Origin of the sequence: Salipiger pentaromativorans, from assembly GCF_024721115.1 — a bacterium.
Lineage (GTDB): Bacteria > Pseudomonadota > Alphaproteobacteria > Rhodobacterales > Rhodobacteraceae > Salipiger > Salipiger pentaromativorans.
Map to the genome: position 1 here is coordinate 212086 of NZ_JAMDHK010000002.1, position 21348 is coordinate 233433.

Genomic DNA, 21348 nt, shown 5'->3' on the forward strand with positions numbered 1-21348 from the left:
ACCCTACGAGGAGGGGCGCCGCGCCTTCGCCCTGGTCCGCGCCGGGGCAGGGCGCCTCTGTAGGGTGGGCAATCTGCCCACCATCTGCTCTCAAAAATCTCGCCGCACCGGGCGCCCTATTCCGCGGCCTTCAGCGGCGGGACCGCCTTGGGTGCGGCGGCGGCGGGCGGTAGGTCGTCCCAGAGGATCTCCGGCGCCTTCACCTTGCGCGCCGCCCGGGTCAGCGCCCAGTCCTGCGCGGCCCGGCTGCCGCGCCCGAGCGACAGCGCCGCCAGCGCGCGGGCGATCCACATCAGATAGGTGTTGAACCAGACCCGCAGCGCCAGCATTGCCGGCGTGAAGACCAGCGTCAGCACCGTCGCGATGGAGAGCCCGAAGACCACCGCCGTCGCCAGTGGCTTCCACCAGAGCGAGGTGGGCGAGTCGATGGCATAGCCGCCGCCGAAGAAATCCAGCGACAGACCGATCATCATCGGGAACAGCCCCGCGATGGTGGTGACCGTGGTCAGCAGCACCGGGCGGATGCGGTCCTCGGCGGTGCGGATGATCGCCTCGATGCGGGGCATGTAGCGGGCGTAATCCTGGAACGTGTCGATCAGTACGATGTTGTTATTGACCACGATCCCCGCCAGCGCCACCACGCCGGTGCCGGACATGATGATCGAGAAGGTCTGGTCCATCACGATCATGCCGAGGAACACCCCGGCGGTAGAAAGCACCACCGCAAGCAGCACCAGAACCGAGTTGTAGAAACTGTTGAACTGCGCCAGCAGGATGATGAACATCAGCGCCAGCGCGGCGGAAAACGCCTGCGCCAGAAACGCCTGGCTGTCCGCCTCCTCCTCCTGATCGCCGGTCCATTCCCAACTCACGCTCGCCGGCAGCGGATCGGTCTCCAGCCAGGCGGTCAGCGCCGCGATGCGTTCATTGGCGGTCACCGGCACCACATGCAGCGCCCCGTCCTCGGCCAGTTGCGCCAGCGCGGCGGCGCTCTGGCCCTCGGCGGCCGAGGTCACCCGATAGGCGGTGCCGCGCAGGGACAGATCCCCGGTGCCCGGCGCGGTTTCCTCGCCATAGCCGAGGATCTCGCCCTCGGCACTGAAGGCGGACAGCCCGTCGCGCACCCCGGCCTTGATGTCGAAATGGCGCTTCTGGTCGACGCGGTCGATCTCGGCCAGTTTCGCCACCGGTTCGCGGGTGATGAAATTCGACAGCGGCACCAGCCCGTCCGAGGTGCGCACCTTGAGCGAATCCAGCGTCGAGAGCACGCGGTCCTCTTCGGGCAGACGCACGCGGATGTCGATCTCCTCGTCCGAACTATCGACCCGCATCGTGTCGAGCGTGAGCCCGCGCGTCACGAGCTGCACCATGGCGCCCACGGTGGCCACGTCGGCGCCATAGCGCCCGGCCTTCTCGACATCGACATTGATCTGCCAGTCGATGCCGGGCAGCGGGCGGGTGTCTTCGATCTGGCGCAGCCCGGGCATCGCGTCGAACTGCGCGCGGGCGGCCGCCGTCGCATCGAGCAGCGCCTGCCAATCGTCGGATTTCAGCCGCAGGTGCACGGGTTTGGCCGAGGCAGGGCCCATGGCGAGATCGAGGATCTCGATCTCGATCCCGGGCAGGGCGCGCATCGCCTCGGTCAGCTCTTCCAGCACGATATTGCCGTCGAGCTCGGGCCGGTCGCGGCGGTTGTCCCAGGGCACGATCTCGAGCTGGATCTGCCCGATCGTGTCCTTGGGCGGCTGCGCTCCGCCGGTGTTGGAACTGAGCCCGCCGTCGCCGGCGAAGGCAAAGGCGGTCTCGATGCCGGGATGGGCCAGCACGATGCGCTCGGCGCGTTTGACCAGCGCGTCCTTTTCCGCAAGCGACAGGTTGCCGCGCGCTCGGACATAGACGAGCGCCTGCTCGGGTTCGCTTTCGGTGAAGAACTGCGTGCCGTTGTTGTTCTCACCGTAATAGCCGAAGACCGAGATCACGAAGAACACCACCGCGCCGATGGTCACGAGCGGCATCACCGGATTGGCGGTCACGAGCTGGATGAGCCGGCCGAAGAGCGAGCGGCGATAGCTGCCGCGGATGCGCTTGCGGCGATGCTCGATGCGGGCGGCGTCGAGCGTGATCGAGGCCATGACGGCGAAGACGAGGAACAGCGCCACGCCGGGCAGCCGGGCGCCATAGCCCGTGGCCGGGTTGTAGAAGAGGAAATTCGGGTTCAGCACCATCATCGCGCCGGCGAACATTCCCAGCAGGGCCACGGGCACCAGCGCCGCCCGCGCGGCCCAGCTGGGCCAGGCGCGGCGCAGCTTTTCCGAGGCGTTGTGCAGCAGGCGCGAGAAGCGGCCCGAGACGCCGCCCATCACCGGCAGGTAGATCAGCGCCACCACCAGCGAGGCCGAGAGCACGAAGATCAGCGTGACCGGCAGCATGCCCATGAACTGCCCCGCGACACCGGGCCAGAACAGCATCGGCAGGAAGGCGCAGAGGGTGGTGGCGGTCGAGGAGACCACCGGCCAGAACATGCGCTTGGCGGCCTCGACATAGGCGTGCATCGGGCCGGTGCCCTGGGCGATGCGCTTGTCGGCGTATTCCACCACCACGATGGCGCCGTCCACCAGCATGCCCACGGCGAGGATCAGCCCGAACATCACGATGTTCGACACGGTGATCCCCATGCCCCAGAGCAGCAGGAAGCAGAGCAGGAAGGAGGTGGGGATGGCAAAGCCCACCAGCAGCGCCGCGCGGGTGCCGAGCGTGGCCAGCACCACGATCATCACCAGCGCGATGGCGGTCAGTACCGACCCTTCGAGCTGCTTGACCATGGAATCGACGATCACGCTCTGGTCGTTGCTGGCGGCCACGGTGACGGTGGCCTGCAACTCGTGCGGCCAGGCCGCCTGCGCCTCGGCCACCACGGCGCGCACCGCCGCCGTGGTGTCGATCAGGTTGAAGCCCTTGCGCTTGACCACCTGTAGCGCAACGGTGTTCTCGCCGTTGAACCGCGCGGTGCCCTGGCGGTCCTCGAAGGTGAGGTGGATGGTCGCCAGATCGCCAAGCGTCACCACCCGGTCGCCGTTCACCTTGACCGGCAGGTCATAGACGTCGCGCGGGTCGTCGAAGCTCGACGGGATCTTGACCGAGAAACTGCCATTGTCGGTCTCGACCTCGCCCGCAGCCACCAGCAGGTTGTTGTTCTGAACCACATTGATCAGTTCGCTGGCGGTGACGTTGTAGCTTTCCAGCCGCAGCGGGTCGATCGTGACCTCGAGCATCTCGTCGCGATTGCCGGCGATGCCCGCCTCGAGCACCGAATCGAGCGCCTCGACCTTGTCCTGAAGATCCTTCACCACCTGCGCCATGGTGCGTTCGGGCACCGGGCCGGTCAGCGAGACGATGAGGATGGGGAATTCCGAGAAGTTGATCTCGTTGATCGAATATTTCTCGGCGCCTTCGGGGAATTTGGATTCCGCCTTGTTCATGGCGTCGCGGACATCGGCCATGGTCTCGGTCTTGTCCCAGCCGAACTCGAATTCCAGCGCCACGCCGGCATAGCCTTCGGAGGCGACGCCGCTCAGGGTCTTGAGCCCGTCGAGATCGGCAAGCTCGGTCTCCATCGGTTTCACGAGCAGCTTTTCGCTGTCCTCGGCGGAGATGCCGGGGAAGGGGACGGAGATGAACAGCGCCGGGATCTCGATGTCGGGTTCGCCCTCTTTCGGCAGGGTGACATAGGCATAGGCGCCGGCCACCAGCGACAGGAAGACGAAGGCCAGCACCATGCGGGCGCGGCGGGCGGCCCAATCGACGATCCCGGTCACTGGATGACCTCCTCGAAGCTGGGGGCCACCGGCACGCCGTCGGTGACGTATTCCTGACCCACGGTGATCACATCGACCGTGTCGGGCAGGCCGCGCACCCAGATGCCCTCGCGGCTGTCGCGCAGCACGGTCACCGGCATGAAACGCGCGCTGTCGTCGCCGGCGACCGTCCGCACCCCCAGCCGGCCGTCGTCGTCCAGCGTCAGCGCGGATTGCGGCAGCAGATGCGCCAGGGCGCCCTCGGCCTCGATGGCGATCTCGGCGGTCTGGCCGGCGCGGATCGCCAGATCGGGGTTGGGCAGGGTGATTTCGACGCGGAAGGTGCGGGTGGTCTCGTCCGCCCGGCGGGCGACGAAGCTGACGGTGCCGGTCACCAGCGTGGTGCCGGTGAGCCGCGCGCCGGCGCGCGCGCCGGGAACGACCCGCGCGACATCGGTTTCGGGCACATAGCCCACCAGCCGGATCGGGTCGAGCTGCAGCACGGTGGCGCAGCTTGCCCCCACGCTCATCAGCGCGCCGAGCTCGGCGGTGTCGCTTTCAAGAACCCCGGCAAAGGGGGCCTCGATGGTCAGATCGTCCACCGTGGTCTGGGCGCGGGCCACCGCGGCCCGGGCGCTTTCGAGCGAGGCCTCGAGGCTGTCGCGCCCCGATTCCGCCGATTTCAGCCCGGCCTCGGCGCTGCTGACCCCGGCCTCGGCGGCGCGCTGCGCGGCGCGGGCGGCGGCGAGCGCGGTGCGCGAGTTGTAGCCGCCCTTGGCAAGTTCCTCGGCGGCGGTGAGGTTGATCTGCGCCTCCTCGAGCTGTGCCTGCGCCTGCACCAGCGATGCCTGCGCCTCGGGGATGCGTGCCTCGATCTGCGGGCGCTGCGCTTCGGCCTCGGCCAGCGCGGCCTTCGCCTCGGCCAGCGAGGCGCCGGAGGTGCCCGGGTCGAGCGTGCAGAGCGCCTGACCGGCGGCGACCGCGCTGCCCTTGGGCAGCGGCGCCGAGATCACCCGGCCGCTGGTCTCGGCCTTCACCTCGACTTCGCGCGAGGGCTGGGTTTCGCCGCGCAGCACCACGGCGTCGTCGATCTCCTGCGCGGTGGAGCGCATGGCGATCACCGCGACCGCGGCGGCAGAACGGTCTTGCGGGGCCGCCTCTTCGACCGCGGGCGCGGCCTCCTCGGCGGCGGGCGCGGCGGGGGCGATGTCCTGGGCAAAGCCCAGCAGGCGGTCGCGCTCCATGATCACGCCATACAGCACCGCGATCACCAGAAGCGCCGTCAGGATCGAGATGATACGCATGGTTCCGGTCTTTCCACTCTGTCCGCACCGCGGCGGAGCCTATAACGACACGGGCACAAGGCAAGCCCGACGAACAGCCTGCGGCGCCATGACCGCACGGCACCCGCCCATGGTCCGGGCGGGCCTCGCGAGACGGTCTGCGGGGTCCGCACCGAATACTGAACTACCTGGTTCAGTTTAGGCGTGATCGCGCCGCCGATCAAGCCATTGCCCGGGATTCGCGCGGCGGCCGGCGGGCCGCCGCCCGGAGCGACGGCGGTGATGCCTTGGCAGGCCCGGCGCGGGGCTGTAAGGAGGGGGCAAATCAAGACCAGTGAGGCCCCCTTGAGCGACACCGACAGTTTCATCGACGAAGTGACCGAAGAGGTGCGCCGCGACCGGCTGTTCGCGCTTATGAAGCGCTATGGGTGGCTGGCGGTGCTGCTGGTGCTGGTGCTGGTGGGCGGGGCCGCCTGGCGCGAATATGCCGCGGCGCGCGACCGCGCGGCGGCGGAGGCGCTGGGAGACGCGATCCTGTCGGCGCTCGATGCCGACGATCCCGCCGCGCGCAGCGCAGCGCTGGCTGCCGTGGACGCGCCCACGCCGGGCGCGCAGGCCGTGGTGGCGATGCTGGCGGCGACCGAAGCGGCGCGGGCGGGCGATGCGGACACCGCCGCCCAAAGCCTCGAGTCGGTGGCCGCGAACGGCGATCTGCCCGAAATCTATCGCGAAATCGCCTCCTTCAAGGCGCTGAGCCGCCCTGATACAGGGCTGTCCCCGGAAGACCGCCGCATCGGGCTCGAGGCGCTGGCGGTGCCGGGCAAGCCGCTGCGGCTGCTCGCCGAGGAACAGCTTGCGCTGATCGAGATCGAGGCGGGAGCCCGTGAGGCCGCCATCGACCGGCTGCGGCGCATCATCGAGGATTCCGAGGCGACCGCGGGCTTGCGCCAGCGCGCAACTCAGTTGATTGTAGCGTTGGGCGGCGCGCCCGAGGCCGGGTAAACCGGCGCAAAAACGGCAGAAACGACGGGGGCAGGGGATTTGCGTATCACCACGATCACGGCGGGGCTTCTTGGGCTGACGATGCTGTCGGCCTGCGAGGATCCCGAGGTCATTCTCCCCGGCGAGCGCTACGGCACCCGCGAGGTGCTGCAAGGCGACGTGCCCGCCGAGGCGCCGCCGGAAAACAGCGCCCGCGCGCTGGCGCTTGCCGCCGCGCAGAGCAATGCCGATTGGGCGCAAAGCCCGGTGTCGCCCTTCGTGCGGGTCGGCAACGCGGCTTTGGGCCGGTCGCTGACCCCGGTGCTTTCGGTCAATATCGGCGAGGGCGACACCCGCCGCGAACGGCTGAACGTCGATCCGGTGGTGGCCGGAGGACGCATCTTCACGATGGATTCGCAGCACCGGGTCAGCGCGGTGAGCCCCGCCGGCGCCATCCTGTGGCAAAAGAGCATGGTGCCCGACCGCGACGCGGCGCAGCAGGCGCAGGGCGGCGGGCTCGCGGCGGCGGACGGGCGGCTTTACGTGGCCTCGGGCTTTGGCCGGCTGACGGCGCTCGACGCGGCCACCGGCGACGAGATCTGGACCCAGCGCCTCGGCGGCACCGCCACCGGCGCGCCGACCGCCTCGGGCGGGCTGGTCTATGTGACCTCCGGCGACAACCGGGGCTGGGCCATCGAGGCGGATAGCGGTCGCGTCCGCTGGCAGACCGAGGGGGTCGAGGACATTCACAACGTCGCGGGGGCGCCGGCGCCGGCGCTGAGCGATGACATCGTGATCTTCGGCTACGGCAGCGGCAGCCTGCAGGCGGCCTTCCGCCAGGGCGGGCTGCGGCGCTGGAGCGCCGACGTGGTCGGCGCGCGCAACGGCATCGCGCTGGCGGGGATCACCGATCTGACCGGTGCGCCGGTGATTGCCGGCAACCGGGTCTTTGCGGGCAACCATTCCGGCCGGGTCGTGGCCTTCAATCTCGACAGCGGTGAACGGCTCTGGACCGCGCTCATGGGCGCGCGCGGGCCGGTCTGGCCCGCGGGCGACTCGGTGTTCCTGGTCTCGGACGTGAACGAGCTGGTGCGGCTCGACGCCGCCACCGGCGGCCAGATCTGGGCGGTGCCGCTGCCGGGCTATGTCGAGGTGCGCCGGCCGCAGCGCAAACGCAGCACGGCCTATGCGCATCACGGCCCGGTCATGGCCGGCGGGCGGCTGGTGCTGGCCTCGTCGGACGGGCTGCTGCGCAGCTTCAACCCCGAGGACGGTGCGCTGCTCTCGGCGGTGGAGATCCCGAACGGCGCCACCACCGCGCCGGCGGTGGCCGGCGGCACGCTCTATGTGGTGACCAAGAAGGGTCAGCTCGTCGGCTATCGCTGAGGCGGTACATGGGACGGCCCGGGGAACGGCGTGCCGGACCCCCCGGCGCTGCGCGTGCCCTCTTTCGCCGATGCGGCAAATGCGCTATCGGGGCGGCTTGTGATCAAGGACGCATGAGATGAGCTTTTCCCTCGCCATTGTGGGCCGCCCGAATGTGGGCAAGTCCACGCTGTTCAACCGCCTGGTCGGCAAGCGCCTGGCGCTGGTCGATGACCAGCCCGGTGTGACCCGCGATCTGCGCGAGGGCGAGGGCAAGCTGGGCGACCTGCGCTTCACGGTGATCGACACGGCGGGGCTGGAGGAAGCCACCGACGAAAGTCTTCAAGGCCGCATGCGCAAGCTGACCGAACGCGCGGTCGATATGGCCGATGTCTGCCTCTTCATGATCGACGCGCGGGTCGGCGTGACCCCCACCGACGAGGTCTTTGCCGAGATCCTGCGCAAGCGCGCCAAACATGTGATCCTGGCGGCGAACAAGGCCGAAGGCGCCGCCGCCGATGCCGGTGTGCTCGAGGCTTATGCGCTGGGGCTGGGCGAGCCGCTGCGTCTGTCGGCCGAGCATGGCGAGGGGATGCCGGATCTCTACGGCACGCTGCAGCCGCTGGCCGATGCCTTTGCCGAACGTGCCGCCGAGGAGGCGCCTGAGACGGATGTGAGCATCGCCGACGAGGACTCGGACGAGGCCGAGGAGGGGATGCCCGAAATCACCGCGGCAAAACCCCTCCAGATCGCCGTGGTGGGGCGCCCCAACGCGGGCAAGTCCACGCTGATCAACAAGATCCTTGGCGAGGACCGGCTGCTGACCGGCCCCGAGGCGGGCATCACCCGCGACGCCATCTCCGTGCGCCTCGACTGGGAGGGCGTGCCAATGCGGATCTTCGACACCGCGGGCATGCGCAAACGTGCCAAGGTGCAGGAAAAGCTGGAGAAACTCTCGGTCTCGGACGGGCTGCGCGCGGTGAAATTCGCCGAGGTCGTGGTGGTGTTGCTGGATGCGGCCATCCCCTTCGAGCAGCAGGATCTGCGCATCGCCGATCTGGCCGAGCGCGAGGGCCGCGCGGTGGTGGTCGCGGTCAACAAATGGGACGTGGAAGAGCACAAGCAGGAAAAGCTGCGCGATCTGAAAGAGGCGTTCGACCGGCTGCTGCCGCAGCTACGCGGCGCGCCGCTGGTGACGGTTTCGGCGCGCACCGGCAAGGGGCTCGACCGGTTGCAGGCGGCGATCATGAAGGCCTGGGAGGTGTGGAACCGCCGCGTCTCCACCGGCCAGCTCAACCGCTGGCTCGAAGGCATGATCTCCTCGCACCCGCCGCCCGCGCCGCAGGGCCGGCGGATCAAGCTGCGCTACATGACCCAGGCCAAGACCCGACCGCCGGGCTTCGTGGTGATGTGCTCGCATCCCGACAAGATCCCCGAAAGCTACACGCGCTATCTGGTCAACGGGCTGCGCGAGAGCTTCGACATGCCGGGCACGCCGATCCGGCTCTATATGCGCGGGCAGGGGGACAAGAACCCCTATAAGGGCCGCCGCGAAAAGAACGCCGGGGCGCTGAAGAAGCACCTGGGCAAGCAGCGCAAAAGCTGATCTCGGCACGCCCCGTCGGGTTGCCGCGCCTTGTCGCACCGCCGGGGTGGGGCTCTGCCCCGGCTCCTGCGGAGCCTCCCCGGGATATTTGACGCCAATGGAAGACCGGAACGCCGCGCCCCGTCTTCTTCTCTTTTGAAATACGCCCGCCGGAGGCGTCCGGCATTGCCGCCGCGAGCAGGCGGTTAGAGCGGGGCGTTGCGGCGCAGCCAGCCATGGGCAAAGCCCAGCTTGTCCCGCACACCCTGCGCCAGCACAAAGGGATAGAGATCGGGCAGGTCCAGCGCCCGGTTCACATGGTTCATGGCAATCGACAGGTCGATGGCCAGCGTGATCTCGGCCTCGGTGTCGCTCTCGGCATAGGCGTCATAGCCGGGCGGCGGCCCGCCGGGCAGCGCCAGACCCGCCGCCGCCGCGCTGTCCACCAGATCCACCAGATGCAGCAGATGCGCGATGCTCTCGGCCCAGTCCTCATGCGGGTGCGCCGTCGCATAGCTCGTCACATGGTGATAGCCCGAGGGCTGCGGCGCGGCGTAATGCGCCTCGAGCGCGGCGCCGTAATCCTGGCGTTCGTCGCCGAAGAGCGGGCGGAAGGCGTCGAGAAACCCCGGCTCCGCCGCGAGTCGTAGGAACAGGAAATGCGCGATCTCGTGGCGCATGTGGCCCAGCATCGTGCGGTAGAGTTCGCCGAACTGCTCCTGACGCAGTACCAGCACCGCGTCGCTGGCCTCGGTCACGTTGATGGTGATGATCCCGTCCGCGTGCCCCATCACGATTTCCTCCGGCCCGGCGGCGGTCTTCTCCGACAGCAGCCGGAACACCGGGCGGCGGCCACGGTCGGTCGCGGTGAACCAGCCCCAGCGCGCGAGATTGGCGAGCATCCAGCGTTTGGCCAGCTCGGACACTTCCCAGAGCGGGCGGTTGGTGCCCTCGCGCAGATCCGGCAGCGTCTTGGTCATCGCGCAGGAGCGGCAGAGCCCGCGCGTCTCCGCCTGCCAGTTGCAGCCGATAATCTCGCGATTCGCACAGACCGGTCCGGCGCGCAGCATGACCTGCCCGTCCGGGTCAAAGCTCACCTGCTGCCCGCAGGTGCAGCCGGTGTTGTGAAAATAAAGCGGTGCCCCGCAATTGGGGCAGCGGAAGATCTGCATGACAAGCGGTCCTGGCCCGATACTACGGGGAGGGAACGGGCGCCCCTCGGCGCCGGTTCCGACACCGGCCAAGGATGAGGAAAACGCCGCCCGCCGCAACCCCGTATAGCGCCGCAGCGGGCGTTGCGGGCCGTCGTCGCGGGCGGGCGCCTACTCCGTATCGGTGCCGCGCAGCGCCAGAATGGCGAAGATGCCGATCAGCGCCAGCCCGGCCACCGCGATGTTGAGCGGCGCGGAATTGGCCACGATCACCGCGATCAGCGCCCAGATCACCGTGATCCCGTAAAGCGGCGCCCGGTGCAGCCGGTATTGCATGACCAGCGCGATCGTCAGCGCAATGGACAGCGCCACCAGCGCGGCAGGCGTCTCGGGCAGCCAGCCGTAGCCCGCCAGCAGCAGCCCGACCGAGACCGGCGCCGCCGCCGTCAGCCAGCCGGAATAGACCGCCAGCGGCGAGACCTGAAGCCAGCGGTCCATGTCGCCGGTGAGAAACAGCGCCCGCAGCGCCGCCACAAGCATCACCCAGATCATCGCCGTGGCCGCGATGGGCGAGACCTGCGCCACCGGCAGCCAGAGCACGCCCACGCCGAGGCTCAGCAGCAGCGGCGCCCGGTGGCCCTGCCAGTCGGGTTCCTCCGGGCGGCGGAAGAGGCCAAAGCCCGTGCCCGCGACAAGCCACAGATAGATCAGCCCCCAGATCGCAAAGGCATAGCCCGCGGGCTGGGAGGGCGGATCCTCCTGCGGCACCGGAAAGGCGCCGGGGTCGAACCCGGCAAATCCGGGCCACAGCACCGGCCCGGCGGCAAAAGCCACCGCCGCCAGGAACACCGCTGCCGCCCAGAGCTTGTTCATGATCAGACCAGATCTCCGTCCGCCGTGAGCGTGGTCTTGCCGCGCAGCCAGGGGTGCAGCGCCTCGGGCAGCTTCACCGAGCCATCCGCCTGCTGGCCGTTTTCCAGCACCGCGATCAGGCAGCGCCCGACGGCCAGACCCGACCCGTTCAGCGTATGCACATAGTCCGGCTTGCCACCGGCGCCAGGCTTGAACCGCGCGTTCATCCGCCGCGCCTGGAAATCGCCGCAGACCGAGACCGAGGAGATCTCGCGATAGGTGTTCTGCCCCGGCAGCCAGACCTCGATGTCATGGGTGCGCCGCGCGCCGAACCCCATGTCGCCGGTACACAGCACCACCGTGCGATAGGGCAGGCCCAGCTTTTCCAGAATGCCCTGCGCGCAGGTGGTCATCCGGTCGAGCTCTTCGCGGGACTTGTCCGGGTGGGTGATCGAGACCATCTCGACCTTTTCGAACTGGTGCTGGCGCAGCATACCGGCGGTGTCGCGGCCCGCGCTACCCGCCTCCGAGCGGAAGCATTGCGTATGCGCCACATAGCGGCGCGGCAGATACTCCTCGTCCACGGTCAGCCCGTTGACGATATTGGTCAGCGTCACCTCGGCGGTGGGCACCAGCCACCAGCCCTCGCGGGTCTGGTAGCTGTCCTCGCCGAATTTCGGCAGCTGGCCGGTGCCGTACATCATCTCTTCGCGCACCAGCACCGGGGTCCAGGTCTCGGTGAGCCCGTTTTCCTCGGTGTGGGTGTCGAGCATGAACTGCGCCAGTGCCCGGTGGATGCGCGCCACGGCGCCGGACAGCACCACGAAGCGCGCGCCGGAAAGCTTGGCGGCGGTCTCGAAATCCATGCCCTTCTGGACGCCCTCGAGCTGGTAATGCTCCTTGGGCGCGAAATCATAGGTCGCGGGCGTGCCCCAGCGGCGGATCTCGACATTGTCGTCCTCGTCCGCGCCCTCGGGCACATCGTCATAGGGCAGGTTCGGCAGGCCCATCAGCAGGTCATTGAGCTGGGTGTCCAGCTCCTTGGCCCTGGCCTGCATCTCGGCCACTTCGGATTTTTTCGCGGAAACCAGCGCGCGCAGCCGTTCGAATTCCGCCTCGTCGCCGGAGGCCTTCGCCTTGCCGACCTCCTTGGAGGCCTTGTTCTGCTCCGCCTGCGCGGTTTCGGCGGCGTGGATCGCGGCGCGGCGTTCCTCGTCGATGGCCAGGACCGACGACGATTGCGCATCCAGCCCACGGCGAGACAGCGCCGCATCCCATGCGGCGGGGGTTTCTCGGATGGCGCGGATGTCGTGCATCGTCCCTTGTCCTTCTTTGGGTGCGAGTCGCGGCGGTTATGCCCTCTTTTTAATCCGAGGTGTAGGGGGCGCCCCGCAACAGCCGCGCCCGAACCCACTCATCCACCGGCACCGCCAGCGTATCGCCCTGCGCATAGGCAGAGACCACGGCGACGATCTCCCACGCGCCCGGCCCGCCGCTCAGCACCGGCCCGCCGGAATTGCCGGGGCGCACCGGGCAGGCGATGCGCAGGAGCGCGTGGTCCTTGTGTCCCGCGCAATCGAAGCGGGCCGAAAGCCTGTGCGGCCGGTGATCGTGATAGCCGATAAGGGCGTAGGGCGGGGCGAAGGTGCTGCCGATATGCAGCGGCGCGATGTCGAGCGGCTGGGCCAGCGTGACCAGCGCCAGATCGTGTTCGATGTCGAGATACAGGTTTCTATAGGCTTTGGGGTGCAGCTCATAGCCCGCCACGGCGCTCTCCCCGGCATAGTCGCCGCCGAGCCAGCCCGCGACGAAATGCAGGTTCTCGGCACGCTCCGGCGTGCCGCCGGGGCCCGCGAGACAATGCGCGGCGGTCAGCACGGTATCGGGCGCGATCAGCGCCCCGGAACACATGCCGCGCCGGTTGTAGCCCCTGGTGTTGAGCCGGCCCACGGCCTGCCACTGGGGGTGGTCACCGAGGGGCAGGGCGGGCAGATCCTGCGCGGTGGCCGGGGTGGCGAGGAGGAGGGCGAGCAGGGCGGCGCGGATCATTGCGGGTTGTCGGGGTCCATGCCGATGGAGCGCTGCCAGGCGCGCCAGCGGGTTTCGAATTTGTAGTTGAGGAGTGTTTCGCTGACCCAATGATCGGGTCTAGGTTCGCCTCTCGGAAGTTGCACCGTGCCATCGGCAAAGATGTCATTCTGGAATTCCTGCAAAACCAGCGCAGTCACTTGACTGGCGGTTTCACTTGATTGCCCACCACTTAACTTGAGTGCAGCTCCACGAAAGTTTGCATTGCCCAGAAGAGTGTTCTCGTCCATCTCCACGTATCGAAGATCTGCTCCTTGGAGCTGCGCCTGTTCTAAGTTGGCGCCTTGCAACTTAGCCCCGCGAAATTTGGCGCCTTGCGCTTGTATGCACGAAAGTTCAGCTTCACGTAAATCGGTGCGCATGAGATCAGCGACCTGAAATTGCGCGAAGTTCAGCTTCACGCACCGCAGATCGGCCCAATTCAGCTGTGCTGCTTGCAACGCGGCGTATTCAAAATTTGCTCCGTTTAGCTTGGCGCTTCGAAACTTAGCCCCTTGCATCTGGGCTCTCGCAAATAGCGCACCGCGAAAATCACGTTGCCGCAACATTGCGCCTTGTAGGTTCGCGCCGCTGAGGTCGATGGACAGGGTGTTGTCGTCCAGCCCGCAGGTCTGCGTCAGCCGGCCAAGCGTCTGCGCGGCGTTCTGCATGTCGGAGCGGATGTGCAACCCGCGCGCCCATCTTTGTAGCGCCTCAAGGCTCGCATTGTCCGGGTGCAGGCCGAGCTGGGTCAGCGCCTCGGTTTGTGTCAGGGGCGGGCTGTCGTCCTGCGGATGGGTCAGTGCCCGCACCTGCATCCAGGCATGCTCTTTCGCCGGATGCTCCCGCGACAATTCGCGCAGATAGACGCTGAGCATCCGGGCGATGCGGTCGGCGGTGGCGATATCCGGGGTGACCTCGCTGCGTTCGCGCAGCAGCCCTTCCAGCCGGTCGATGGCGGCGTTGCGGCGGACCACATCGTCTTCCCAGGCGTTGAACGGGTCTGTCGTGCGGGGCGGGTCACCGGCTCCGGGGCTTTCTTCGGTCACCGCCTCACGCCATGTCACCTGCCGCTGCGCGTGCAGGTCGGCAGCGGCCTCGGTGATCTTCTGGTTGAAGAGCGCCTCGTCGGCGATGCGGGTCTGCTGCCGGGTGAGGCGCAGCCGGTAGAGGGTGATCGGCAGGGCGATCACCGCTGTCAGCAGCGTGGTGAGCGCGGCGAGCTGGGCCAGCTCGAACCGCCAGTTCCAGAGTGCCTGCTTGTCCGCCTCGGTCTCCGGCGCCATCGGCGGCGGCGGGGAGGTGGTCAGATCGGCAACCAGACCCAGCAGACCGTAGAGCAGGTATCCGGCGACGCAGGCCCAGAGGATCCCGGCGGCAATCGTGAGGAGTGTCCAGAGCAGGAAGAGGCCGCCATCCATGCTCTTGTAGCCCAGCCGCATGCGGAAGCGGTCGAGCGCTGCGGGCCTCTTGCGGGCGCGTTCGGGCAGATAGGCCGCGACGAGCAGCACCGCGAGGACGAAGGCGAGGGTGCCGAACCATCCGGGTGGAATCGGAAATGTGGTTGTCGCCATGACCTCGGCCCCTCGCTACGCCTGCCGAGCCTAGCCGCGACGCCGCGCCGCCGCAATCGTGCCGCGCCGGGGGACGGGCGGGCAGGGTGACGTCGCGTCGGGGTAGACCTTCCTGTCGGTGGAATGTGCTTGAAGCCGCCCTGCCGCTGGGTAAGGTCTTTGCAGAGTGTGAAAATCCGGGTGTGGACATGATGGACAGGGTGAGAGGCTGGCATCTGCCGGCAGGCGTGGCGCTGGTTCTGGGACTTTTGCTGGCGGCGCCGGTCGCGGCGCAGCAATGGGGGCCTTATGACGGCACCATCCATTCCACGACGCCGGGGAATGCGGGCGCGGCGCCGGTCGATGGCGGCGCCATCTGCCAGGGGCATCGGTCGGGCTATTACTGCATCGTCGTCGGCTGCCTGCCGGGTCAGCCCATCGGGCTGTATCTCGTCTCCGAGGCGCTGGCCAAGAACGGGTTGCGCAGCGCCCATCTCATGGTCGATGGCCGCAACCTCGGCTATATGCTGCTGGAGAAGGTCGAGGGGCGCGAGACGCTGTTCGGCAAGGTCATCCCCTCGACGGTGGCGCGGCATTACATCTCGCGGATGCGCTCCGGGAGCCAGCTCGAGATCCGGCTTCAGGACGGCAGCGACATGCTGAGCTATGTCAGCACGCTGCGCGGCTCCTCCAGGGCCATCGCCAACGCGCTGGCGCGGTGCCCGGCGCCCGGAACGCCCGAGCCGCGCGCAGGGCAGGCCGCGACCCCGGCGCCGGCCCCGGCCCCGGTGCCGCAGGGCACGCAGGGGCTCGACCCGCTGGACTCGCTGTTCGTCGCCAATGGCTGCACGGCCAGCGAGGCGCAGATCTACGATCTGATGTCGGATGGCGGGCGCAGCATCGGCGACGGGCAGGCGCAATTCATGATCTGGGTGAGGTCGCCGGGATGGCACGACGCCTATGAGGTGATCAACCGCTCGCCCTTCGTCTATCGCTGGAAACAGGGGCCCTGCGCGCGCTGACGTTCGGAGAGCGCGCAACTTGCCGTGCAAGGCCGCGGGGCGCCTTGCATCCGCTACCGTTCGCACATAGGTTCCGCGCGACTTGCACAGGGGGGCGTCCCCCGCCATCAGCCAATGAGGAGCCCGCCCATGGACACAAGCGCCATTGCCCAGTTTGTCCCGCTTATCCTGATCTTCGGGATCATGTATTTCCTGCTGATCCGTCCGCAGCAGAAGAAGGTCAAGGAACACCAGAAGATGGTGTCGGCGCTGCGCCGGGGCGATCAGGTGGTGACCCAGGGGGGCGTCATCGGCAAGGTCTCGAAGGTCAAGGAAAACAACGAGGTCGAGGTCGAGATCGCCGAGGGCGTCAAGGTGCGCGTGGTGCAGAGCACGATCACCCAGGTCCTGTCCAAGACCGAGCCCGCGGAAAGCTGACCTGCCAAGCCCGGGAGGGCGCCCTGAATGCTTCAGATCGAAACCTGGAAACGCGTCCTTATCTGGGCGCTGGTGGCGGCGGGGCTGGTGCTTGCGGCGCCCAACCTCTTCTACAGCCGAGTCGAGACCCATAACGACGCGGTGAGCGCCATCGAGAAAAGCGGCGCCACGCCCGAGCGCGAGGCCGCCGCGGCGCAATGGCCCTCCTGGCTGCCCTCCGATCTCGTGAATCTCGGGCTCGACCTGCGCGGCGGCGCGCATCTGCTCGCCGAGGTGAAGGTCGCCGATGTCTATACGTCGCGCATGGAGGCGCTCTGGCCCGATGTGCGCGACATCCTCCGCGATGCCCGCGACGAGGTCGGTACGGTGCGGCTGCAACCGTCGGAGCCCGGCACGCTGCGGGTGCGGATCTCGAACCCCGAGGGCATGGCCCGCGCGCTGGAGCTGGTGCGCGGTCTGGCGCAGCCGGTGGTTTCGCTGACCGGCGCCGGTGCCACCGACCTTCAGGTGGCGGGCGAGGGCAGCGACATTGTCGTGACCTTCTCGGAAGCCGAGAAACAGGCCACCGACGAGCGCACCATGCGCCAGTCGCTGGAGATCATCCGCCGCCGGATCGACGAGGTCGGCACGCGCGAACCGACGATCCAGCGCCAGGGGGCCGACCGGATTCTGATCCAGGTGCCGGGCATCGGCTCGGCCGCCGAGCTGAAGGACATCATCGGCACCACCGCGCAGCTCACCTTCCAGCCGGTGGTGAGCCGCACGACCAATCCCAACGAATCCGCCGGGGTGGGGAACGAGATCCTGCCCTCGCTGACCGAGGAGGGCGTGTATTACGTGCTCGAACAGGCGCCCGTGGTCACCGGCGAAGAGCTGGTGGATGCGCAACCCTCCTTCGACCAGAACGGCCGCCCGGCGGTGAACTTCCGCTTCAACCCGGCGGGCGCCCGCAAGTTCGGCGATTACACCGCCGAAAACATCGGCTCGCCCTTCGCCATCGTGCTCGATGACGAGGTGATCTCGGCGCCGGTCATCCAGAGCCACATTCCCGGCGGCTCGGGCATCATCACCGGCAATTTCAGCGTCGAGGAATCGACCAACCTCGCGGTGCTGCTGCGCGCGGGCGCGCTGCCCGCCGGTCTGGAGTTCCTCGAAGAGCGAACCATCGGCCCCGAGCTGGGGCAGGACAGCATCGAGGCGGGCAAGCTCGCCACCGGCGTGGCCTTTACCGCCGTGCTGGTCTTCATGTTCCTGAGCTACGGGCTGTTCGGCATCTTCGCCAATATCGCGCTGATCCTGAACATCGCGCTGATCATGGGGATCCTGTCGATGATCGGCGCCACGCTGACGCTGCCCGGCATCGCGGGGATCGTGCTGACGGTGGGCATGGCGGTGGATGCCAACGTGCTGATCTTCGAGCGCATCCGCGAGGAACTGAAATCGGCGCGGGGCCCCGCTCGGGCCATCGAGCTTGGCTATGAAAAAGCGCTGTCGGCCATCGTCGACGCCAACATCACCACCTTCATCACCGCGGTGATCCTTTACGCCATCGGGTCCGGCCCGGTGCGCGGCTTTGCCATCACGCTGGGGCTCGGCATCGTGACCTCGGTCTTCACGGCGATCTGGGTGACGCGCCTGCTGCTTGTGATGTGGTTCGAACGCCGCCGCCCCCGGACGCTGGAGATCTGACATGCGCCATCTGAGACTGGTCAAGGACGGAACCTCGTTCGACTTCTTCAAGCACTGGAAGCTCTGGCTGGGCATTTCGGGGTTCATGATCCTGCTGGCGATGACCAGCTTCGGCCTGCGCGGGCTGAACTACGGCATCGACTTCCGCGGCGGCACGACGATCCGCACGGAAAGCGCGCAGCCGGTGGATGTGGGCGCCTATCGCGACGCGATAGGCGCGCTGGAGCTGGGCGACAGCACGATCTCGGAAGTGTTCGACCCGACCTTCGGGCCGGAGCAGAACGTCGCCATGGTGCGCATCCAGGCGCAGGACGATCAGGAGGCGGTGAGCGCCGAGACGGTGGCCGCGGTCGAGGCGGCGCTGCAAGGCGTGGCGCCGGACATCAAGTTCGTGTCGGTGGAAAGCGTCGGGCCCAAGGTCTCGGGCGAGCTGATCCAGACCGCCTTTCTGGCGGTCGGGCTCGCGATCGGGGCGGTGCTGATCTATATCTGGCTGCGCTTCGAATGGCAGTTCGCGCTTGGCGCGGTGCTGGCGCTGGTGCATGACGTGCTGCTGACCATCGGCGTGTTCTCGGAAGTGGGGATCAAGTTCGATCTGGCGATCATTGCGGCGCTGCTGACCATCGTGGGCTATTCGCTGAACGACACGGTGGTGGTCTTCGACCGGGTGCGCGAGAACCTGATCAAATACAAGAAACGCCCGCTGAAAGAGGTGCTGAACCTCTCGATCAACGAGACGCTGAGCCGCACGATCATGACCTCGCTGACCACGCTGCTGGCGCTTTTCGCGCTGTTCGCGCTTGGCGGCGACGTGATCCGGGGCTTTGTCTTCGCGATGATCTGGGGCGTCTTCGTCGGCACCTATTCCTCGATCTTCGTGGCTTCGGCGATCCTGCTCTGGCTGGGCGTCAAGCGCGACTGGTCGAAGCCCGACGCGGCGGCCGAGGCCAAGGCCGCGGGCACGAGTGTCTGACGCTTTCGCCCAGGCTCTGGCGGCGCCGGGGCTCTGGGCGATGCTTGGCACCTGCTTTGTCGCTGGGCTGGTTTACGGCTTTGCGGGGTTCGGCGCGGCGCTGGTCTTCATGCCGGTGGGCGCGATCTTTCTGCCGGTCGAAGCGGCGATTGCCTCCTTCAACGTGGCGGGACTGGTCTCGGTGGTGACCGTGCTGCCGGGGGCGCTGCGGCAGGTGGAGCGCAAGAACACCGGGCTCATGGTCCTTGCCGCGCTGCCCATGGTGGCGCTGGGGATCCAGGTTCTGAAACATGCCGATGTGGCCCTGCTCCGCTGGGCGGTGGTCGGTGTCGCGGCGGTGACGCTGGCGGCGCTGGTGACCGGCTGGCGCTACCGCGCCGTGCCGGGGCCGGGGATGCGCGCGGCGGTGGCGGGGGCCACCGGCTTTGTCGGCGGCGCCACCGGGCTTCTGGGGCCGGTGCTGATCCTGTTTCAGCTCGCCGGGCAGGAGAGCGTGCTGCGGTCGCGGGCGACGATCATCGTCTTTCTGACCGTCACCTCGGTGTTGCTGTTGCCCCTCATGGCTTTGCAGGGCGTGTTAACCTTGTCCGCCATCCCCCTTGGTCTTCTCATGCTTTTGCCCTATGGTCTGGGCACGAAAGTGGGCCAGACGCTGTTTGATCCGGCACGGGAGGGGGCGTACCGTGTTGTGGCTTACCTGATCATCGCGACGGCAATCTTGCTGGGATTGCCTGTATGGGACTAGGGGACGACCATGCAGATGAATGAACTCAGCTTTGGCGCGGCGCAGCCGGTGGACGGCTACGGCCCGGGGTTTTTCCGGGTCGGCGGGCGCCCGATGGACGGTGCGCTGTGCCTGTCTCATGGCGGCTGCCGTGCCTGGGGCGGGCTCGAGGACGAGGATGCGCTGGTGGCGCTGGCGGGCGAGGTCGATGTGATCTTTGTCGGGCTCGGGGCCGAGACGGGTTATCTGCCCAAGAGCCTGTCGGCGCGGCTGGAAGCCGTGGGGGTCGGTGTCGAGGTGATGAACACACCCTCGGCCTGCCGGACCTATAATGTGCTTCTGGGCGAAGGGCGGCGCGTGGCGCTGGCGGTGCTGCCGGTCTGAGACGCGCGGTCCGGCATGGTTCGGAACACAGGGCGCGGCGCTGTCCGGCGCATGTGGTTTTTTCGCGTATTTGAAGAAAGATGAAAGCCGGGACCGGGCAGGCAGGATGCGCGGTTTTGGCGCTTTCCTCAAAGCCTTGGCTGAGGTAATCCCTCGGCCATGATGCTGAGCGTGCGCGATCTTGCGGTCTCCCGGGGCGGGGTGCCGGTGCTGGAAGGGGTGAGCTTTGCGCTGGCCCCGGGCCGGGCATTGGTGCTGCGCGGCCCGAACGGATCGGGCAAGACCACGCTGCTGCGCACGGTGGCGGGGTTGCAGCCACCTTTTTCGGGCGAGATCGCGGGCGCGGGGGAGCGCATCGCCTATGCCGGCCATTCGGACGGGCTCAAGGCCATGCTGACGGTCACGGAGAACCTGAGGTTCTGGGCGCAGGTCTTTGGAACGAGGGACATTTCCGCGGCGCTGCGCGATTTCGATCTGGCGCAGCTCGACAGCCGGCTCGCCGGCACGCTCTCGGCCGGGCAGAAGCGTCGGCTGGGGCTGGCGCGGCTGATGGTCACCGGGCGCCCGGTCTGGGTGCTGGACGAGCCCACCGTCTCGCTGGACGCGGCCTCGGTGGGGTTGTTCGCCGCTGCGGTGCGGGCGCATCTCGCGGCTGGGGGCTCGGCGCTGATGGCAACGCATATCGACCTCGGGATTCCCGAAGCGGAGGTGTTCGACGTGACCCCCTTCAAGGCGGTGCCGCGCGCCGCGAAACAGGACGAGGCGTTTCTGTGATCGCGCTGCTGACACGGGATCTGCGACTGGCGGTGCGGGCCGGGGGCGGGTTCGGCCTGGGGCTGGCGTTTTTCCTGATCGTCACGGTTCTGGTGCCCTTCGGCGTGGGGCCGGAAACCGGGCTTCTGTCGAAGATCGCGCCGGGGGTGCTGTGGATCGGGGCGCTGCTGGCCTGCCTGCTGTCGCTCGACCGGATCTTTGCGCTCGACTGGGAGGACGGCTCGCTGGATCTGCTGGCCACGGCGCCGCTGCCGATGGAGGGCATCGTCAGCGTCAAGGCGCTGGCGCATTGGATCACCACCGGGCTGCCGCTGGTGCTGGCGGCGCCGCTGCTGGGGGTGCTGCTGAGCCTGCCCGCCGATGGCTATCTCTGGGTGCTGGTCTCGCTTGCGGTGGGCACGCCCGCGCTGTCGGTGATCGGCACCTTCGGCGCGGCGCTGACCGTGGGGCTGAAGCGCGGCGGTCTGCTCTTGTCGCTGCTGGTGCTGCCGCTTTACGTGCCGACGCTGATCTTCGGCGCCGAGGTGGCGCGGCGCGGGGCGGAGGGGCTGGCGGTGCAGACGCCGCTGCTGATGCTGGGGGGCATCAGCGCCGGGGCCATCGCGCTCCTGCCCTTTGCCAGCGCGGCGGTGCTGCGGATCAACCTGCGCTGAGCGCGCGCCGCCCTGCGGCAGCTGGTCCCTTGCGGCTGACGGAGATTTTAGGTGTAACCATGCGACGTTTGGGATAGAGGC

Annotated in this window: 18 protein-coding genes; 11 read left to right on the forward strand and 7 right to left on the reverse strand. The window is 68.1% G+C overall.

Annotated features, from left to right (window positions below; genetic code table 11):
* Positions 1-116: 116 nt before the first annotated feature.
* Together M4578_RS04155 and M4578_RS04160 are read right to left on the reverse strand one after the other, a co-directional pair.
* Positions 117-3815 carry an efflux RND transporter permease subunit gene (locus M4578_RS04155; RefSeq protein ID WP_258092184.1) on the reverse strand — a complete coding sequence of 1233 codons (3699 nt, stop codon included), beginning with the start codon at positions 3813-3815 and terminating at the stop codon, positions 117-119.
* Entirely contained in the window at positions 3812-5098 is a 1287-nt protein-coding gene (locus M4578_RS04160) for an efflux RND transporter periplasmic adaptor subunit (protein WP_258092185.1), read from the reverse strand. Before M4578_RS04160 ends, M4578_RS04155 begins: the two co-directional genes overlap by 4 nt.
* A 324-nt stretch (positions 5099-5422) precedes the next feature.
* Between M4578_RS04160 and M4578_RS04165 the strand changes: the two genes are divergently transcribed.
* The 3 genes from M4578_RS04165 (at position 5423) to der (ending at position 9029) form a co-directional block, all read left to right on the forward strand.
* On the forward strand, positions 5423-6079 hold the full coding sequence (locus M4578_RS04165) for a tetratricopeptide repeat protein (RefSeq protein ID WP_258092186.1): 657 nt from the start codon (positions 5423-5425) through the stop codon (positions 6077-6079).
* 39 nt (positions 6080-6118) lie between these two features.
* Entirely contained in the window at positions 6119-7444 is a 1326-nt protein-coding gene (locus M4578_RS04170) for a PQQ-like beta-propeller repeat protein (protein WP_258092187.1), read from the forward strand.
* A 118-nt stretch (positions 7445-7562) separates the two neighbouring features.
* Positions 7563-9029, forward strand: a complete 1467-nt coding sequence (gene der, locus M4578_RS04175; protein ID WP_258092188.1) for a ribosome biogenesis GTPase Der — start codon at positions 7563-7565, stop codon at positions 9027-9029.
* 185 nt (positions 9030-9214) lie between these two features.
* On the opposite strand, the gene M4578_RS04180 is transcribed toward der, so the two are convergent.
* From M4578_RS04180 to M4578_RS04200, 5 genes are all read right to left on the reverse strand, one after another.
* A complete protein-coding gene (locus M4578_RS04180) occupies positions 9215-10180 on the reverse strand; it encodes a zinc-binding metallopeptidase family protein (protein WP_258092189.1) in 966 nt (321 codons plus the stop codon).
* 150 nt (positions 10181-10330) lie between these two features.
* On the reverse strand, positions 10331-11032 hold the full coding sequence (locus M4578_RS04185) for a hypothetical protein (protein ID WP_258092190.1): 702 nt from the start codon (positions 11030-11032) through the stop codon (positions 10331-10333).
* A 2-nt stretch (positions 11033-11034) separates the two neighbouring features.
* Positions 11035-12327, reverse strand: coding sequence for a serine--tRNA ligase (gene serS, locus M4578_RS04190; protein ID WP_258092191.1), 1293 nt, complete (start codon positions 12325-12327; stop codon positions 11035-11037).
* Positions 12328-12376: 49 nt separating this feature from the next.
* The gene (locus tag M4578_RS04195) at positions 12377-13060 is read right to left on the reverse strand and encodes a trypsin-like serine peptidase (RefSeq protein WP_258092192.1); all 684 of its coding nucleotides are present in this window, start codon (positions 13058-13060) and stop codon (positions 12377-12379) included.
* The gene (locus M4578_RS04200; RefSeq protein WP_258092193.1) at positions 13057-14652 is read right to left on the reverse strand and encodes a pentapeptide repeat-containing protein; all 1596 of its coding nucleotides are present in this window, start codon (positions 14650-14652) and stop codon (positions 13057-13059) included. The genes M4578_RS04195 and M4578_RS04200 overlap by 4 nt, the downstream gene beginning before the upstream one ends.
* Positions 14653-14840: 188 nt before the next feature.
* On the opposite strand from M4578_RS04200, the gene M4578_RS04205 reads away from it, so the two are divergent.
* The 8 genes from M4578_RS04205 (at position 14841) to ccmB (ending at position 21267) form a co-directional block, all read left to right on the forward strand.
* On the forward strand, positions 14841-15653 hold the full coding sequence (locus tag M4578_RS04205; protein ID WP_258092194.1) for a hypothetical protein: 813 nt from the start codon (positions 14841-14843) through the stop codon (positions 15651-15653).
* A 129-nt stretch (positions 15654-15782) separates the two neighbouring features.
* A complete protein-coding gene (yajC, locus tag M4578_RS04210; protein ID WP_258092195.1) occupies positions 15783-16070 on the forward strand; it encodes a preprotein translocase subunit YajC in 288 nt (95 codons plus the stop codon).
* Positions 16071-16097: 27 nt separating this feature from the next.
* Positions 16098-17759, forward strand: coding sequence for a protein translocase subunit SecD (secD, locus tag M4578_RS04215; RefSeq protein WP_258092196.1), 1662 nt, complete (start codon positions 16098-16100; stop codon positions 17757-17759).
* A 1-nt stretch (position 17760) separates the two neighbouring features.
* Positions 17761-18732 (forward strand): protein translocase subunit SecF, encoded by a 972-nt coding sequence (gene secF, locus M4578_RS04220; RefSeq protein WP_258092197.1) that lies wholly within the window; start codon positions 17761-17763, stop codon positions 18730-18732.
* Positions 18725-19477: a sulfite exporter TauE/SafE family protein gene (locus tag M4578_RS04225; RefSeq protein ID WP_258092198.1), complete on the forward strand. Its 753-nt coding sequence runs from the start codon at positions 18725-18727 to the stop codon at positions 19475-19477. Before secF ends, M4578_RS04225 begins: the two co-directional genes overlap by 8 nt.
* Before the next feature lie 9 nt (positions 19478-19486).
* Positions 19487-19840, forward strand: a complete 354-nt coding sequence (locus M4578_RS04230) for an Mth938-like domain-containing protein (RefSeq protein ID WP_258092199.1) — start codon at positions 19487-19489, stop codon at positions 19838-19840.
* Between the two features lie 159 nt (positions 19841-19999).
* Positions 20000-20614: a heme ABC exporter ATP-binding protein CcmA gene (gene ccmA / locus M4578_RS04235; RefSeq protein ID WP_258092200.1), complete on the forward strand. Its 615-nt coding sequence runs from the start codon at positions 20000-20002 to the stop codon at positions 20612-20614.
* A complete protein-coding gene (ccmB, locus tag M4578_RS04240; protein ID WP_258092201.1) occupies positions 20611-21267 on the forward strand; it encodes a heme exporter protein CcmB in 657 nt (218 codons plus the stop codon). The genes ccmA and ccmB overlap by 4 nt, the downstream gene beginning before the upstream one ends.
* Positions 21268-21348 lie beyond the last annotated feature (81 nt).

Bases quoted from the DNA above. Each gene is read 5' to 3' on its own strand.
- ccmA (WP_258092200.1), top strand. From the start codon at position 20,000: ATGATGCTGAGCGTGCGCGATCTTGCGGTCTCCCGGGGCGGGGTGCCG.
- secD (WP_258092196.1), top strand. From the start codon at position 16,098: ATGCTTCAGATCGAAACCTGGAAACGCGTCCTTATCTGGGCGCTGGTG.
- M4578_RS04160 (WP_258092185.1), bottom strand. From the start codon at position 5,098: ATGCGTATCATCTCGATCCTGACGGCGCTTCTGGTGATCGCGGTGCTG.
- der (WP_258092188.1), top strand. From the start codon at position 7,563: ATGAGCTTTTCCCTCGCCATTGTGGGCCGCCCGAATGTGGGCAAGTCC.
- M4578_RS04195 (WP_258092192.1), bottom strand. From the start codon at position 13,060: ATGATCCGCGCCGCCCTGCTCGCCCTCCTCCTCGCCACCCCGGCCACC.
- serS (WP_258092191.1), bottom strand. From the start codon at position 12,327: ATGCACGACATCCGCGCCATCCGAGAAACCCCCGCCGCATGGGATGCG.
- M4578_RS04200 (WP_258092193.1), bottom strand. From the start codon at position 14,652: ATGGCGACAACCACATTTCCGATTCCACCCGGATGGTTCGGCACCCTC.
- M4578_RS04185 (WP_258092190.1), bottom strand. From the start codon at position 11,032: ATGAACAAGCTCTGGGCGGCAGCGGTGTTCCTGGCGGCGGTGGCTTTT.
- yajC (WP_258092195.1), top strand. From the start codon at position 15,783: ATGGACACAAGCGCCATTGCCCAGTTTGTCCCGCTTATCCTGATCTTC.
- M4578_RS04230 (WP_258092199.1), top strand. From the start codon at position 19,487: ATGCAGATGAATGAACTCAGCTTTGGCGCGGCGCAGCCGGTGGACGGC.
- secF (WP_258092197.1), top strand. From the start codon at position 17,761: ATGCGCCATCTGAGACTGGTCAAGGACGGAACCTCGTTCGACTTCTTC.
- M4578_RS04205 (WP_258092194.1), top strand. From the start codon at position 14,841: ATGATGGACAGGGTGAGAGGCTGGCATCTGCCGGCAGGCGTGGCGCTG.
- M4578_RS04180 (WP_258092189.1), bottom strand. From the start codon at position 10,180: ATGCAGATCTTCCGCTGCCCCAATTGCGGGGCACCGCTTTATTTTCAC.